A 15,239-nucleotide genomic window follows, 5' to 3' on the forward strand; every position below is an offset into this window, starting at 1 on the left:
CGGAAACTATCGTAACTTTATTCTTTCTCCGCGAACAACCGCCAGCACACCTTGGACAAGATATACACGATAAGGAGAAGCACCACGGAAACTGCGGAAGCGTAGCCCATATCGTAGCGGATAAAGCCGTAGTCTTGAATATGGTTGATAATGACCTGCCCGGCGTACTGCGGCGTCGGGTTCGCGCCCGATAGTTGGACTCCGATATCGCCAGCCTGAAAAGTTCCCACGACAGCCATGACCGCTCCGAACAGCATCTGCGGTTTCATGGAAGGAATGGTGATGTACCAAACCTCTTGAAGCCTGTTTTTGATTCCGTCGATGTATCCGGCTTCGTAAAGCTCTGGATTAATGTTCAGAATCCCTGCGAGCATGGCCAGGAATCCAACGCCCATGCTGTTCCAAAGCGTCACGATCATCATAATGTACATGAGGTAATGGGGCGATTGCGTCCACTGGATCGGCTTCTCGATGAAACCCGATTCTATCAAGAAATTATTCAGGTAGCCGGCTCCGTCCCCGCTGAAGATGACGAGCCATACTACCGCCATGGCCACCGCCGCCGTCATGGACGGGGAGTAGATCGCGAGGGTGAGGACTGAGCGTGAACGTCTCGAGATTTGCGATAAGAGCCATGCCAGCCAGAAAGAGAGAATGTAGCCCCCTGGCCCAACCATTAAGGAAAACTTGAACGTATTCGGTAGCACGTACATCATGAACACGTTATCCTGGGTCAGAAGGTTTACGTAGTTCTTCAATCCGATAAATACCGGAACCTGAACGGTATTGAAATACGTGAAAGAAAGGTAAATAGCCACGAGTACCGGTACGACGATAAATACAGAGAACAAAGCAACGAACGGCCCGACGAACACCATGGCCTCGAGTTCTTGCCTCCAGCTTTTTCTAGTTGCTGCCTTCACGGCGTATCCCCCCGCGCCTCTTTGACATCCTCTATAGTCGGTACTTTAAGTTTTTTGACTACTTTGCCGTCTTTGATATACCCGAACTCTTCCATCTTTTTCGTGATTTCCCGATTGGCCAGAGTGACGGCATCCTCAATGGTTTTTCTTGGGTTTTTCCCGTCAATGACGACCTTGTTCCAGGAGTTGCTCAATTCCCTGTCGAGCATATAATCGCCGGGAATGTGCGCCACGTCCTTCAGCCATTTCCATTGTTCGTTTATGACCTTAAGATCTTCTTCCGGCCAAGGCAGTTGGCCGAAGGCTTCCAGGTTCGCGCTGTTCCAGCGGTAGGTAGGACCATTAATGGTTTCGATCAGGTTGCCGAACTCGGTCTGGACTTCGGCGGATGTCCACCACTTCACGAATTCCCATCCCTGCTGCTGCTTATCGCTGTTTTTGAACACGATAGCTCCCGTCCCTGTCCCCGGAGCCCAACGGACAATTTCGCCTTTGTCGTTCTTAACGCCCGGATAAGGAGCGATCTTCCATGAACCGGCCAGCTCGGGCGCGGCAGTCGTCAGCTCCACGTAGGTATTGTAGTTCGAAATACCGATCGGAAGGTTCCCATCCCGGAAATGGTTATAGAAATTCGCTACCTGAAGCGGCATGTTATAGATCGTAAACATATTCGTCATCAGCTTGAAGCCTTGGAGCGCCTCTTCGCTGTCCACGGCCGTCCGCATTCCGCCTTCCTCAAACAATTCCCCTCCTTGCTGATAGATGAAGGGAGCGGTAAGGCTAAAGTTTTTTAGCGCCGCCGAATCGGCGATCGGAGCGTAGAAGTTCATTCCGTAACGCTGCAGATCGGGCAGAATCCCGAGCACTTCGTTCCACGTATCTGGAACCTTGATTTTCAAAGCGTCAAGGATATCTTTTCGGTAATACATCACCCAGAAGTTTTGCGTCTCCGGCATGGCGTAAGTGCCGTTATCGAAGATAAAGGGAAGCATGGCGCCAGGAGCGAACCTTCTCAAGACCTCCTGATAATCCGGGAACTGGCTAACGTCGGACAACGCCCCCCGCAAGGCAAGCTCATAGGGAAGTTTCTCGGTTACTCCGAGCGCCACGTCAGGCGAATCCCCGGATGCGTTCGCCAGAATCAGCTTCTGCTCATTCGGCATCAGAGAGAGCGAGACTTTAATGCCGGTCTTCGCAGTGAACTCTTGGTTGGCGATCTGCTGCATTAGCATGACGTATTGTCTTGGACGATTTACCCAGATTTGCAGCGAATCTTCTTCGGCAGGATTGATTTGCGAATAGTCCGTCGTAAACGATGCGAAGAAGGATTTGTTCATGGACATGACCTTCTTCCACCATCCGGCTTTGGCCTTAGGCAGCTTCTCGTTGGCATATACGTAAAATTTATCTATCTGCAGCTGCTGCTGCGGCAGAAGGAGCAACAGATCGCCCAGCTTCTGGTTGACCGATCCCGAGCCTTCCGAGATCCTTTCGAACCGGACGGGGATCGTGGACGGATCGCGGGCCAATCTTTCCAGTTGTTTCGCGCCAATGAGGAGGTTTCTGGCTTCATCCGGACTGGATTCGCTCAGTGTGCTCAGGTACTCATACTCCTCGCGAAGCTGCCGTGCGATGCCGTTCAGCCTGTCCACAATATCCGGAATCTGCTCGATAATATCCCAATCCCGGTTAACGTCCTGCGTATTGCCTGTCGCCATCTTGATCTCCAGGTTGAGCACGCCCAATTCGTCCATCGCTCGTCTGACCGTTTGGATAACCCGCTGATAGGGAGACGGGTTGGCGATCAGGGTTAACTCATGTTCTCCTTGGGACAAATAAAATTTATACGGATTTCCCTCCGATATTCCGAGAACTTCGTTGCTCCAATCCGCCGAATAGGGGAACGGATATCGGGAAAGTTCCCGGAAAGGAATCTTTCCGTCGATCATGACTTTCCGGAAAACCGGCATGTTCGTCTTAAAATACTGGGTATATTTAAAGGCAATATGGTAATATCCGCTTTGCTCAGCTTTGATTTTCCAAGTGACGCTTTGTCCGCCCTGTTTCCAGCTGTCAGCCCCGATCGTGTTCAAGGCAATCAGGGATTTGCTTTGCGGCGTTACGTTGACGTCGCCGCTGGCCACTGCCTGAATGTAGGAATCCGACTTCACATAAGGCATTTCCGCTTCATAAGCTAGAAGAATGTCCGGTTCCTTCCCGCCGGCTCCGTTCTTTGTCAAATATTGTTCGTAAGTATCCAATTGTTCAGGCGACTCCACCGTAATTCGCCCAACATGCATCGCTTCGCGAAGATAGGTCAAAGAAATAGTGTTACTGCCCTTCTTGAGCTGAACGAGCAGCGGCTCGTCGATAAGGTAGCTGGCGTCGGTCAGGTAAGCTGTCTGCCAAGCGGATCGTTCGACTTGTTTGGCATAAACGTCATTGCCCAACTGGTCTTTCTCGAAATGGTCGGATTCGTTTTGCCAAAGCCTTGGCAGAACGAACCTACGCGCTTCGAAATACGGAAAATTACCGTTGATCTTGATTCCCCGTTCCGGAGGCGCAATTTTTCCCGGGAGCGCAAAATAGTCTATTTGAATCCGGTACAGCCCTTCTTGAGGGACGTTTACCGAGAAATTAATTTCAGGTGTCTGGTCATTCCAGGTGAACACGTCTTCGTCATAACCCTTCGATTTGGAAGCGGGTGTCAACGCAGCTTTGGCAGTGCCGGGATGGAATAGATTCGGATGGATGACCGCCTTGAACCGATCGGTTTGGTAATTATTCTTTTCCCATTCGGCCAATACTTTGGCGTAGTCGTCCTCGACAACCTGTTGACCGAGCGCGCTTTGCTTGTTATCGGTTTGCTCCGTTTTGCCATCCTTCTCGCTATCGTCCTTGGAACCGCCTCCGCCGAACAAATCGTCCAGCAGGTTTTTGGTGTTGTCTTTCGGTTTGTCATCGACCGCGTGCGAAGCGTTTGGAGTCAGGAGTGAGAATACTAAAAAAAGGACAAGCATGATAACGGGAGCTTTGTATTTCAAGGTTTTCACTCCTCTTACAGGGATAGATTCATGAGTCGTCGGCAGCGAGTAAAAGAAGTGTTCTCTCCCTCTGGAAGAGGGAGAGAACAGGGCAATTATTGGGCAGCGTTCATCAGTTGTTCGTTGGCTTCTTTATAAGTGGTGTTCATGCGTTTTTCCAGGTCTGCCGCCACGTCTTCCAATTTCGCTTTCTTCTCCTTGATGTCCTTGAAAGTCGGGCCGTAGACCGTATCCAGACCGACTTGGTAGCCGGGCAGGTATTTAATCAGGTCGACAAAACCATCAGGAATCATTTTGACGAGATCTTTCATTCCCGGCGGCATATCCTTGCGATTAAGGTAGAGATCCCACACTTCCTGGTCGTTGATGAGCGGGACGCTTCCAAGCGGCCACTCCGGCTTCAATCTTTCCATCCAGCCTTCTTTGGAGTAAGTAACCCATTTGATAAACTCAAATGCCGCTTCCTTGTTCTTGGAGCTCTTCGACATGCCGAGATAATCGGTGATCAGCGGTACTTTTTGTCCTACGGCCGATGGGATCGGACGAATGTCCCATTTGAACTTAGCGTTCTTGGAATTGCCGCCGATACTCCAAGTGCCGTCATACTGCATAGCGACTTTACCGAGCATCCAAGGCCATTGGTCTTTGCCAAACCATTGCTCGATTTCTTCCGGCTTGTAGATGTCGTAAGTAACTTTGTCTGAATACATTAGTCCGTCAACATAATCAACTGCTTCTTTGAATGCCGGGCTGGTAAAGTTGAATTTCTCCCCGTCCCACGTGTTCCATTGCAGATTCGGGTCGAATTGGGCTGGCAGAGTCTCGCGGAGTCCGCCGATTCCGGACATCCCGAACTGGTGCTCGTTGAACTTCGTCAGCTTGATGGCCGCGTCGCGCATATCGTCGACCGTCCAGGTCACCGGAGGCACGGGTACGTTCTCTTTCTCGAACAAGTCGAGATTCAGGTTGATTGCGAACATGAAAAGGGAATGCACGAGTGCGTATTGCTTGCCGTTATAGTTGGCTGTAGCGTCCAGGTTTTTGAACGTTTTGCCTTCCTGATATTCTATATCTTTCTCAAGGAACGGAGTCAGGTCTTCGAGCCAACCGTTGGCTGCTGCGAACGGTACGCCGAAGGTCCACATAACGTCAGGGAGCTGACCTGCTGCAGCAACCGCGGACAGCTTCTCGTTCCACGGCCAATCAACGGAAGTATCCTTTTCGACCTTGATGTTCGGATGCGTCGCTTCGAATGCTTTGATCACGCGTTCAACATCTTCTTGCCCCATCCAAGTGGCCCATTTGATCGTAACAGGCCCGCTGGATTCCGAAGGGCTTGCCGTTTCGGTTGCCGCAGGAGTCGTTTCGCTTGGCGATGCGCTGCTCGCCGATGGGCTTTCACTGGCCGCACCGTTGTTCTTCTTGCTGCAGCCTGCCAAAACAAGCGTGAGGCACATAATCAAAGTCAGTGACAATGCGAGAATTTTTTTCATTTCCCCATCAAGCTCCTTCTATTTTTCGTTTTGACCTCATTCAAAACAGTTAACAGTTTTAGAGAACCCCGCCTTTGGTTTTACCTTGCCGTTCTCGCCTGGCTCACCACCTCCCAAATCTCGGGTCAAGACGAAACGTTTCAATCCATACAAATAAAGCGCTTTCTTATTTACGATATAACAAGGACAAAACCCACATAATCGATTGAATATGTTTGATTTGCCCTATTTTAATTCACTTACACTTTTTGTAAGCCTTTTCATTTCTGCTTGAATCTGATTCGAAACGTTTCGCTTTTCACCAAGAATTTACCATAGACTCAAGACGGAATCAACAACCATTTTTACTACGGCGATACGGCAAGCGATTCGGACAACGATAAGACTTCCTCTGCCGTCACTTCCCTGCCGAGTCGGTTCGAAATGTAGATTCCTTCGCTGATCAGCATCGTTTGGAGAGCGAGGTTAGCCGTCGGTTCAAGCTCAACCCGACCTTGAAGCGCCGCGATCCAATGATGCTGGGAGGAATCATAGGCATCGGGATTGTCCCTGAGATTATGCCACCTGTAATTCATGGCGTCGAGATTGAAGGTGCTGTCCATCTCCATATCGCACATGTTGGTGTGATAGCTAAGAGGCTGCCATTTGCCCGCGGCATATCCCGGAAGCCGGATGCCGCCTTCGGAACCGACGACGCTGCTTCCTTCGAAGTCGTTCATATGGATCGCCCAAGATTCGATGATATCCATCGTCAACCCATCCTTGAAGCGGACGAAACCTACGCCCAATTCCTCGACATCAAACCGCGAAATGTTTTTCCGGCGCTCGTCGATTTCCATTTCCTGATAGGTTTTGCCGGAAATGGTGAGGACTTCCGGGCGGTCCATCAGATAGAGCAGCTGCGAGATCCGATACACGCCCATGTCGAACAAGGCCCCGCCTCCGGCTGTCTCCTTCCTAGTAAAGTACGGCGTGCCGTATCCGTCGACATAAGGACGGCCGCGGCGTCGGTATCCGGTGGACCGGGCATGGAAGATTTTACCTAGCTTCCCGGCGTCGATCAGCGTCTTCGCCGCTTTCGTTTCCTTGCTGTACAGGAAGCTGAGCTGTATATGCAAATGTTTGCCGTACTGCTTGGCGGCTTCCACCATGGACAAGCCGTCCTTGTAGGAGCCTGCGATCGGCTTTTCGCAATAAGCATGCTTGCCGGATTTCAAGACCTCGATCGTGACCGGCGCATGGAAATTGTTATGCAAGCAGATGTCGATCGCATCAAGGTCGTCCCGTTTCAGCATTTCTTTGTAGTCGGTGTAGATGTTCGGGATCTTGTATTTCTCGGCAACGTTCTTCAGTTCGGCTTCGTTGATGTCGGATGCCGCAACCACTTCAACCCCGTTGATTTCGGCATAGGTATCCAAATGCATCTTGCCGATCAATCCGACGCCGATAATGCCCACTCTGATCTTTTCCAAAATTGCCGCCTCCTCGGATTAGTTTGATTTTAAATGCGCGAGCTGCCTGCGGATGTTGGCCAGCTGCCACTCGACTTCCACATACTCGTTTTTGCTGGAATGGTGCTCCACGCTGTAATGTCCGGTATAGCCCGCATCCATCAGATGCTTGATTTTTTCCTCGTAACGCGGCAGTACCCATGCGGCAAAATGAGTGTGGAAAGCGTATTGAGAACAGAGACGGTCCCCGTTCTCCTTGTCGGCATCCCAGTTCTCCAAATGCAGCAGGATTCCGAAAGCCGGACTGTCCACCGCTTCCACCAGGCGCTTGATGTTTGCCGGATCGCGCGACGTGCCCCAATGATTTTCGGGACCGACCTTGTATCCGTTGTTTTCCGCGCGATGGGCAAATTCCTTGTATGTTTTCACCGTGTAATCGAATTGTTCGTCGCTCATCGCTAGATCATGGCCGCCCATATCGATTCTGACCGTCTGCGCGCCCAGAATTTCCGCTGCGCGTAAGTTTTTCAGCGCATTCTCGTAGTTTTGCTTGCGCTGCACCTCATCTGCTTCCCAAACATGAGCGCCATCCACGCACAAGTTGGCCAGATGCAGCTCTCTTTCATCCATCGCTGCGCGAATCTTCAGCAGATAGTCTTCCTCGTAGGAAGTGAGCATGATGTTCCAGATATCCGCCCCGGAGACATGATAGCGGTACTTAAGGCTCTCGAGATAACCGAAGAGGTCGATTTTTCCCTCGTTAAACAGTCCGTGAAACGAGTAAGACGCGATAGATATGTTCATTTACTTCCTCCTGGCCGCGATTACGCGAGTGTATTGGCCTCCCGGCTAACGACACCGGTTTTCTTCATTCCTTCTTGAACATGCTTGTTCTTCATGAAAATATTCCATACGAATTCGCTTCTGTAGTTCTCGATCATGAGCAAGGTTATGCCTTTATCGATGCCGATCACGTCTTCCGCCACCCACGTCGGCGTAACATCGAGGTTATAAGCATCCCGGAAGCCGTACTTGCCCCAAAGCTGCGGCACTTCGTGGTAGAAATGCATCAAAGCATCGATCGACTCCCGAGGCGTGAACACGATGGAACCGGCGGCCCCGCAAGGCGGGATGGTGCTGTCGACGAAATCGCGGTCGGTCGTGTTCGGGTCTGCTCCGTAGCCCCCGCTGTATCCTTTGGGTCCGTCGCAAGCAGTCAGTCCCCAGGAATTCGGACCGAAGGTTCTGTACTGGCCGGCCCTATCGATACAGAATTGACGCGCAGCTTTCGAAGCAAGGACCGAGTTCTCGAACCAATCTCTTCCATCGCGGTCTATCTTGCCTCGCAAGTCGAACCAAGCATGCGAGAATTGATAGACGAACAAAGCGCCCTGCGTACTGTGTATGATCGGTTCGATACCATTATAGGAACCGACATAACGGTCGAAATCGTAGAACATTTCCGGATCTGCCGGATGGGTCGGCGAACCCGCTCCGAGGAAATACATCATGAACTGCTCGGCGTAATGGTCCCAAGTACCGAAATGGCCTCCCTTATTTTCGAGATAACCCATGTAAAACTGGTTGGTTGCAGGATTACGGTACCAGTTCCAATCGACCTGCCGATATAGCCGGTCGGCAAGCGCTTTCACTTCGCCGCCGAAATACTCGCCCGACGCGATCGCTCCACAGATCAGAATCGCCGTATCGATGACCGAGATCTCGCATCCGCGGTATTGCTTTGCCGTCTGCATATCCAAAAAATGATGAAAGAATCCGTGATTATGTTCGACGTTGTTCAGCATTGTCCCAAGCATTCCGATGGTACGTTCTTCGGCTTCCTTTCGTCCGACCCATCCGCGTTCTACTCCGATCGCATAGGCGGTGAGACCGTATCCCATTGATGCGATGCTTGCCATCTCCTTCTGGCCGGGAGCACGGTCACGAATCAGTCCGTAGCCGGGACTGTTCGGATCCTGGTTCGCTTCTTCCCAGAAAAATTGAAATGACAACCGGCTTTCCAGCTCCAATAACTCTTCTTCTGTGATGAGGATCACTTCCTTATCTCATTGATAATACGAAACGTTTCAAATTATGTTATGAAAGTAATTAAGCGCTTCCAAAACATCATAAATTCGAAACGTTTCGAATTTAGTTCCTATACTATCACCAGCTTTGCATTTTGAAAAGGTTTTTTTATCGGTTGGTTGACGTCTGTAAAACAAACGGCAAGATATGTTTATAAAATAAATAGACCCATGCGCAATGGCAAAGGTCATAAGGGAAAACTATCATCTAAACGGTTTCTATTAACTCGTAGCTTCAATCCACTTTGCTGTCAATTCCGCAAGCTTATCTTTCTTTGCTTTCACATCGTTCATATCCGTAAGCTTTACTATAGCTCTGTCACCGGAAACCCAATCCAAAAGCCCCGTGTTGTCAACAAACAAAGGATCCTTCCCCACGTTCTCTTTAGCCTTGGCTCCGCGATGAAAGATAAGTCGGATAAATCCTTCACCTTGCAGATTAAACGTCACCTTATCTTCATTATTAAAACAGAAACTCGGCGCATTCCATTTAATGTGTTCGGTAATTTGATTATTCGCGCTTAAGATGATTTGTCGAACTTCCTCTATTTCGTTCTTAAGGGGGTGTTCGAGATTGTTCATATACTCGACTACTTGTTCATGACCGGACAGTTTCAAGATCTCTAGCTCCTTTCGATTGAAAATAGGGAACATTCGTTCTACAATATCTATATTAAAATAGGTACGAAAAACAGGAGGACATATCATGAATAACGATATTCAACCCGCTCAGCCGATGCCGCCTAAGGTTAGCATTCGTCCGTGGACCGAGGGTGATCTGTTGCTATTGCAGCGCATGAACACTGAAGAAATGTGGGCGCACTTGGGTGGTCCCGAATCAGATGTAGCGGTGATAGCTCGGCACCAGAGATACCTCCGTGCTGTTCCCGGTAAGGTTCGCATGTTTGTTATCCTATTCGGTTCTGAGCCTGCGGGCAACGTGGGGTATTGGCAACGGCGATGGAAGGAACAGGATGTCTATGAAGCAGGTTGGGGTGTGCTGCCTGACTTTCAAGGTCAAGGCATTGCAACGCTTGCAACTTCGGAGATGCTAGATATCCTCCGTACAGATGATCCCAAGGCAGTCGTACATACCTTTCCATCCTTCGACAATCCAGCATCCAATGCCATCTGCCGGAAGCTGGGTTTCTCCTTCCTGAATGAAACCGAATTTGAATTTCCGCCAGGTTCATGGATAAAATGCAATGATTGGCGTCTCGTCTTGTAGAGTTAAGAACGGATCGTTGGAATGAGTTTACCATCGGATCGCCGATCGCACAATATATGGAAACGAAAAAGCAGCTTGAAAAGCCCATTAGAGCCTTCCAAGCTGCTTTTAGTTTCATTCCTAATTTTTAAAATCGCTCCGGCCACTCCATTTTCGGATGAAAATTATACAGCAGGCAGTACGAGTGCAATACGGCGTTCGCCCAGCGCGATTTGAACATCAAGGGCTTCTTTTGCAGCCATTGCAGAGGATCGACCGTTACGGAAAAATCAATGTATTCCTCGAAAGTACCCTCAAATCGTTGCGGCCAGAAACGCTTTAACGGATGCGTCGGCAGGCGTCCTCCTGTGCTCACGTGGTCATAGGTTAGCTTCATCCATTCCATCAACGAAACCCCGGTCAACGTTTCGCTCATATCCTCCCACCCTGTCAACAATGAACCGTGCTTGCCCCATTCGACGCTAATTACCGCTCGCTGATCATTGCTTCTCGCTTCTTCCACCGCGACTTCCGATTGGATGACGCGGCTATGGAAAAAGCTCATGACCCGCGTGACGGACTCTTGCTCGGAATCGTACTCGATCCATACTTCTTCATGATCGCACGGCTCGTAGTCGTCCGGAAAATCGTAATCGTCTTCCCAGAACAGATGGTACCCGATCAATGGCAATGAAGGGTGGTGAATCGCTACGAAATCCTTCAGAGGGAAGCATTCTTGAGGATTCATCCGTAGGACTGGGCAGAACTTATGAATAAGACGGATGTCATTATCCGTAAGAGGAATGATAGGGTCTTTATCCAGCACGGCACGGTACTGCTCGCCGGCGCGGCGCAAATTGCCGTCCAGATGGTAATATTCGGCCTGCCATGACGAAAACTGCAGATGATCGGGACAAGCTTTTTTTAACAGTTCAAGCTGATGGATCGCAAACTGGTAGTAATCCGAGTTTGAAATTTTACCGGCTTTCACCAAATCCATGAGTTCATCGTTTGCCGATTTAAATTCTTTCGTATAAATATCGATCATTCCGTTCCCCTCCTTCTAGACTCATAAGCGGGCCGTCTCTTCTTTTACCATAGAACGGATATAAAAGTAGCCGAGCACCGAGCAGAGCAAAAAGGTAAAGAATGCGATCGCTGCCGCCTGTTCGCGTTCTTGGAACACGCCGAACACTTGCTCCATGGAAACCCCGAGCATCTGCGGAGCGTTCGGTCCGACAAGGAACGGAGCCGTAAACGAGCCTATGACGCCCATGAATACGAAAGTGGCCGCGACAAGGAACGTTTTGTACGATAAAGGAAACACAATCTGGAAAAAGACGCGCAGCCTTCCGGCACCAACATCTTTAGCGCTCTCCAGCACCGAGTTTGGAATACCGGCAAGCGCCGAACTGAGCAGCATCGCTGTAAAGGGGATATTAAACCATAAGTTGGCGATGATAATCCCTTTTTGATCGAAAATGATCCGAGGCAGCGTTATCCCGATCAGCAATAAAAACCGGGAAAGCCAGCCATGATTTCCAAGAAGGTTAATTAAGCCATATGTTGCGATCACGCCTGGAATGAAGATCGGAATCATATAAGTTTTGCGTATCAGCTCGACCAGCCTTCCCGAGCTGAACCGCATGTACACGGCAAGCGCGTAGCTTACGATGAGCACGATCACGCAAGAAACGATCGTTACTTTCAATGTAAATAGGATATTCGAACGCATGGCCTTATCGGTAAATAGAAATTGGTAACGGCTCAAATCGAACCCGCCCGCATCGTTCCGCAAGCTTTCCACGAAAGAGAGCGCGATCGGGATCACGACGATAACGAATAGCAGAAGAAAAGAGGGGATGACTAGAATCAGTCCCAGCATCCCCATTTTCATCGTCTTACTCATTGCGCCGCGACTTCGCTCTGCCAACGCTTGGTGATTTCCTTGTCCAAATCACCAATGTTAAAGCTGCGGAAGCCCTCCGATACGCCTTTGAACGAATCTTGGATCTCCTGCGGCATATTCGCAAGCTCGATACCTGGGAAGCCATGCATTTTCTCGACAATGATCCCTTGCGCCTCAGGCGACATCACATAACCAAGGAATTGATACACCGCTTCTTTTTTCTCGGACAGCTTCGGCACCATCAGATAGGTAGGGCCGCCGTTAAAGCCGGGCGTGATCTGTTTCATTTTGGTCGTGGCCGGCAGTTGGCCTTTAGCCGTTTGTTCCAGTACCATGTCGGACCATGCGGGAATCATGTCCACTTCTCCATTAGCAAGCAGATCAAGCGTGCCTTGGTTCTTCTTCGGATAAATTCCTTTGCCGTAAACATATTTACCAAGATCCTTTAACGTAGCGAACCCGCTATCCCAATCTTTTTGAATCGCCGGATCGGTGCTGTAGATCGCATCTTGGGGCAGATCCTTGTATATGGACGTCGAAACGAACGAGTTGCCCGAACCGCCAGTGGAGGGGTCATTATAGGCAAACTTTTCGGGGTTGTTGCGGATCCATTCGTAAAGCTCGTCAAGCGTGCTCGGAGGGGTGGTTACCTTCTCGCTGTTATAAGCCAGAACGACGGCAGATGCACGGTACGGTACGGCCAAATGGGAGACATTATCCATTGTTTTCGAATTGATATTGCCGATGTTCGGGATGGAATCGAGGCTCAGCTTATCCCAAAGATCGTCTTTTCCGCCTTTGGTCACAGTAGAAAGGCTGTCTTCGTACAGGTCGATGTCTCCCGATCCTTTCCCCGCTTTTTTTGCAGCTAGAATGCGGTCATAGGTCGGCTGCGCGCCGGTTCCGGAAGGAATGTACACGAGCTTGACTTTAACGTCCTTGTTTTGCTCTTCGAATTTCGGAACGAGCGTGTCCCACATGTCTTTCACGTTCTGGGATCCGGTAAAATAAAACGAGATTTCAACGGGTGCGCTGGAAGCGGGATTGCTGCTTGACGAAGCAGGAGCGGAAGCGTCGGAGGATGAAGCATTAGCGTTGTCTGCTTTATTGCCGCAGCCGGCCAGAACCGTGAATGTCAAAGCTAGGGCCGACAATACCGTTAAACCTTTTTTTAAATGAAACATGTTGGAATTCCTCCTATTATTCTTAGTTATTCGAATAAGCGATAACTTTAGTAAAGGCTGCGTTCACACTCTGTCCCAAATGAAGCTCTTTGACTTTATCCCTCGGCTGAAAAGCACGAATAATGCCACGATCGCCCAGATCGACGGATACTTCGGCATAATGTCCGAGTATCATCATTTGTTTGATCGTACCGGGCAAACCCGCTTCCTGTCTTGTTCCCGGCTCCAGGATGATATCTTCCGGCCTGACGGCGACGACAACCTCACCCGATAGACGTTTCGCATTCGGAAATTCCATTCGTCCCATAACCAGCTTGTCTTCTTGCGCACCTCCCTTCAAGAAATTCATTTTGCCGATAAACTCAGCGACGTAAAGCGTTTCAGGTGCATCGTATATGTCCTGAGGCGCGGCAATTTGTTCGATATGTCCATGATTCATGACTACGATCCGATCGGACAGCGAAAGTGCTTCCTCCTGATCGTGCGTGACGAATACCATCGTAAGACCGGTCTCCGTCTGAATTTCGCGCAATTCCTCCCTCATCTCGTGGCGGAGCTTGGCATCAAGCGCGGAGAAAGGCTCGTCCAGAAGCAATACCGCCGGCTTGAGAAGAAGGGATCGGGCAACGGCGATTCGCTGCTGTTGACCGCCTGAAAGCTGGCCCGGATATTTCTTCTCCGCTCCGGGCAAACGGACAAGATTAAGCACTTCCTCGACGGCTTTTCGTATTTCCGCCTTAGGCATTTTGCGGATCTTGAGTCCGAAAGCAAGGTTATCGAAGATGGTCATATGAGGCCATAGGTTATAACCTTGGAAGACCATGGAAGTCGGTCTTTTTTCCGGTGGGAGCTTGACCACGCTTCGACCCTCGATCAGGATGTCTCCCGAATCGGGCTCTAGAAAACCTCCGATGCTCCTCAACACGGTTGTCTTACCGCAGCCGGAAGGACCGAGCAAGGTGATGAGCTCGCCCTTGTTAACATCGAGTGAAATCCCGCTCACGCCTTCACCCGTTTTGTAACGTTTAGACAAATCGCGAATGGATAGTTGAATGCTCATGATTTCCTCCATATTCCGGAATCAAGGCTCCGGTTATTTCAATTGGAAACCGCTGGACATGACATCGGCACTCACAAACCGCTGGGCCGCGAGCAGCAAGATAATCGTTGGCGCCGTCAGAATGATGGAGAACACCGCGCCTGCGCTGCCCGGAAAATCGGCGATAATGGAATACATGACGATCGGCATCGTTCTGTAATCGGGAATGCCTACGAGAAAAGTACCTTGAGCTTCATCCAGAGAGTTAAGAAACGTAAAGACGGAAGCCACGATAATACCGGGCAATGCCATCGGCAACGTAATGCTTCGGAACACGCGAAACGGTGACGCTCCTACGTCCCGGGCGGATTCCTCTTGCGCCGAATGAACGTTGCGGAAGGCGGCCGTTGGGATCCAGGTCATGAACATCAGGACATTGATCATGTGAACCAGCACGACACCGAGCAGCGTATTCATAAGTCCCAATTTATAGAAGAGGACGGCAATCGATACGTACAGCCCCATTTTCGGAAAAGCATGCGTAAGCAAGAAGGAGAAAAGGAATACTTTGCTGAGCGGAAACCTGATGCGCGCAAATGCGTAAGCTGCTGGAATGCACAGCACAATGGACAAAGCCGTAACCAATGCGGCTATCAAGAATGATAGTCCAATCGATTTAGCGATTTCATCCTCTTGAAGCACGAATTTCCACCACTGCAACGACCACTGGTGAGGCAACAAATCGGGATAAGTCCATTTTCCGCTAAAAGCCAGAACGACCAAGTTCAATAAGGGACTGACGAAGAACACGATAAACACGATCAGAAGCAGAAACTCGATGATTTTGCGAGTTCCGATTGCTCGGAAATACCATAACATGCAATGATTCATCTCCCTCCGCG

General features: G+C 50.0%; 13 protein-coding genes. 1 reads left to right on the plus strand and 12 read right to left on the minus strand.

Annotated features, from left to right (window positions below):
* Positions 1 to 17: 17 nt before the first annotated feature.
* The 7 genes from E2980_RS11825 to E2980_RS11855 form a co-directional block, all read right to left on the minus strand.
* A complete protein-coding gene (locus tag E2980_RS11825) occupies positions 18 to 878 on the minus strand; it encodes a carbohydrate ABC transporter permease (protein WP_135152436.1) in 861 nt (286 codons plus the stop codon).
* A gap of 41 nt (positions 879 to 919) precedes the next feature.
* Positions 920 to 3,967: an extracellular solute-binding protein gene (locus E2980_RS11830; protein ID WP_135152381.1), complete on the minus strand. Its 3,048-nt coding sequence runs from the start codon at positions 3,965 to 3,967 to the stop codon at positions 920 to 922.
* Between the two features lie 95 nt (positions 3,968 to 4,062).
* The gene (locus tag E2980_RS11835) at positions 4,063 to 5,460 is read right to left on the minus strand and encodes an ABC transporter substrate-binding protein (protein WP_135152382.1); all 1,398 of its coding nucleotides are present in this window, start codon (positions 5,458 to 5,460) and stop codon (positions 4,063 to 4,065) included.
* Between the two features lie 347 nt (positions 5,461 to 5,807).
* Positions 5,808 to 6,932: a Gfo/Idh/MocA family protein gene (locus tag E2980_RS11840; RefSeq protein WP_135152383.1), complete on the minus strand. Its 1,125-nt coding sequence runs from the start codon at positions 6,930 to 6,932 to the stop codon at positions 5,808 to 5,810.
* 18 nt (positions 6,933 to 6,950) lie between these two features.
* Positions 6,951 to 7,715, minus strand: coding sequence for a sugar phosphate isomerase/epimerase family protein (locus E2980_RS11845; protein WP_135152384.1), 765 nt, complete (start codon positions 7,713 to 7,715; stop codon positions 6,951 to 6,953).
* Between the two features lie 20 nt (positions 7,716 to 7,735).
* Positions 7,736 to 8,968, minus strand: coding sequence for a glucoamylase family protein (locus E2980_RS11850; RefSeq protein ID WP_205699963.1), 1,233 nt, complete (start codon positions 8,966 to 8,968; stop codon positions 7,736 to 7,738).
* A 252-nt stretch (positions 8,969 to 9,220) separates the two neighbouring features.
* Positions 9,221 to 9,616, minus strand: coding sequence for a DUF1801 domain-containing protein (locus E2980_RS11855; protein ID WP_240703001.1), 396 nt, complete (start codon positions 9,614 to 9,616; stop codon positions 9,221 to 9,223).
* Between the two features lie 88 nt (positions 9,617 to 9,704).
* Here E2980_RS11855 and E2980_RS11860 point away from each other — a divergent pair, with 88 nt between their 5' ends.
* Positions 9,705 to 10,226 carry a GNAT family N-acetyltransferase gene (locus E2980_RS11860; RefSeq protein WP_240703002.1) on the plus strand — a complete coding sequence of 174 codons (522 nt, stop codon included), beginning with the start codon at positions 9,705 to 9,707 and terminating at the stop codon, positions 10,224 to 10,226.
* 127 nt (positions 10,227 to 10,353) lie between these two features.
* Here E2980_RS11860 and E2980_RS11865 read toward each other — a convergent pair whose 3' ends face one another.
* Genes E2980_RS11865 through E2980_RS11885 form a run of 5 tightly spaced genes read right to left on the minus strand, consistent with a single transcriptional unit; the run spans position 10,354 to position 15,216 of the window.
* A complete protein-coding gene (locus E2980_RS11865; RefSeq protein ID WP_135152385.1) occupies positions 10,354 to 11,253 on the minus strand; it encodes a hypothetical protein in 900 nt (299 codons plus the stop codon).
* Between the two features lie 21 nt (positions 11,254 to 11,274).
* Positions 11,275 to 12,114: an ABC transporter permease gene (locus E2980_RS11870; protein ID WP_135152386.1), complete on the minus strand. Its 840-nt coding sequence runs from the start codon at positions 12,112 to 12,114 to the stop codon at positions 11,275 to 11,277.
* Entirely contained in the window at positions 12,111 to 13,298 is a 1,188-nt protein-coding gene (locus E2980_RS11875) for an extracellular solute-binding protein (protein WP_135152387.1), read from the minus strand. Before E2980_RS11875 ends, E2980_RS11870 begins: the two co-directional genes overlap by 4 nt.
* A gap of 22 nt (positions 13,299 to 13,320) precedes the next feature.
* A complete protein-coding gene (locus E2980_RS11880) occupies positions 13,321 to 14,358 on the minus strand; it encodes an ABC transporter ATP-binding protein (protein ID WP_135152388.1) in 1,038 nt (345 codons plus the stop codon).
* Positions 14,359 to 14,391: 33 nt separating this feature from the next.
* Positions 14,392 to 15,216: an ABC transporter permease gene (locus E2980_RS11885; protein ID WP_135152389.1), complete on the minus strand. Its 825-nt coding sequence runs from the start codon at positions 15,214 to 15,216 to the stop codon at positions 14,392 to 14,394.
* Positions 15,217 to 15,239: the final 23 nt, after the last annotated feature.

The sequence above is a fragment of the Cohnella luojiensis genome, assembly GCF_004564235.1.
Lineage (GTDB): Bacteria > Bacillota > Bacilli > Paenibacillales > Paenibacillaceae > Cohnella > Cohnella luojiensis.

Excerpts from the sequence above, each read along its gene's own strand:
- E2980_RS11825 (WP_135152436.1), bottom strand. The coding sequence starts at position 878 with ATGGTGTTCGTCGGGCCGTTCGTTGCTTTGTTCTCTGTATTTATCGTC.
- E2980_RS11835 (WP_135152382.1), bottom strand. The coding sequence starts at position 5,460 with ATGAAAAAAATTCTCGCATTGTCACTGACTTTGATTATGTGCCTCACG.
- E2980_RS11845 (WP_135152384.1), bottom strand. The coding sequence starts at position 7,715 with ATGAACATATCTATCGCGTCTTACTCGTTTCACGGACTGTTTAACGAG.
- E2980_RS11860 (WP_240703002.1), top strand. The coding sequence starts at position 9,705 with ATGAATAACGATATTCAACCCGCTCAGCCGATGCCGCCTAAGGTTAGC.
- E2980_RS11865 (WP_135152385.1), bottom strand. The coding sequence starts at position 11,253 with ATGATCGATATTTATACGAAAGAATTTAAATCGGCAAACGATGAACTC.
- E2980_RS11870 (WP_135152386.1), bottom strand. The coding sequence starts at position 12,114 with ATGAGTAAGACGATGAAAATGGGGATGCTGGGACTGATTCTAGTCATC.
- E2980_RS11875 (WP_135152387.1), bottom strand. The coding sequence starts at position 13,298 with ATGTTTCATTTAAAAAAAGGTTTAACGGTATTGTCGGCCCTAGCTTTG.
- E2980_RS11880 (WP_135152388.1), bottom strand. The coding sequence starts at position 14,358 with ATGAGCATTCAACTATCCATTCGCGATTTGTCTAAACGTTACAAAACG.
- E2980_RS11885 (WP_135152389.1), bottom strand. The coding sequence starts at position 15,216 with ATGTTATGGTATTTCCGAGCAATCGGAACTCGCAAAATCATCGAGTTT.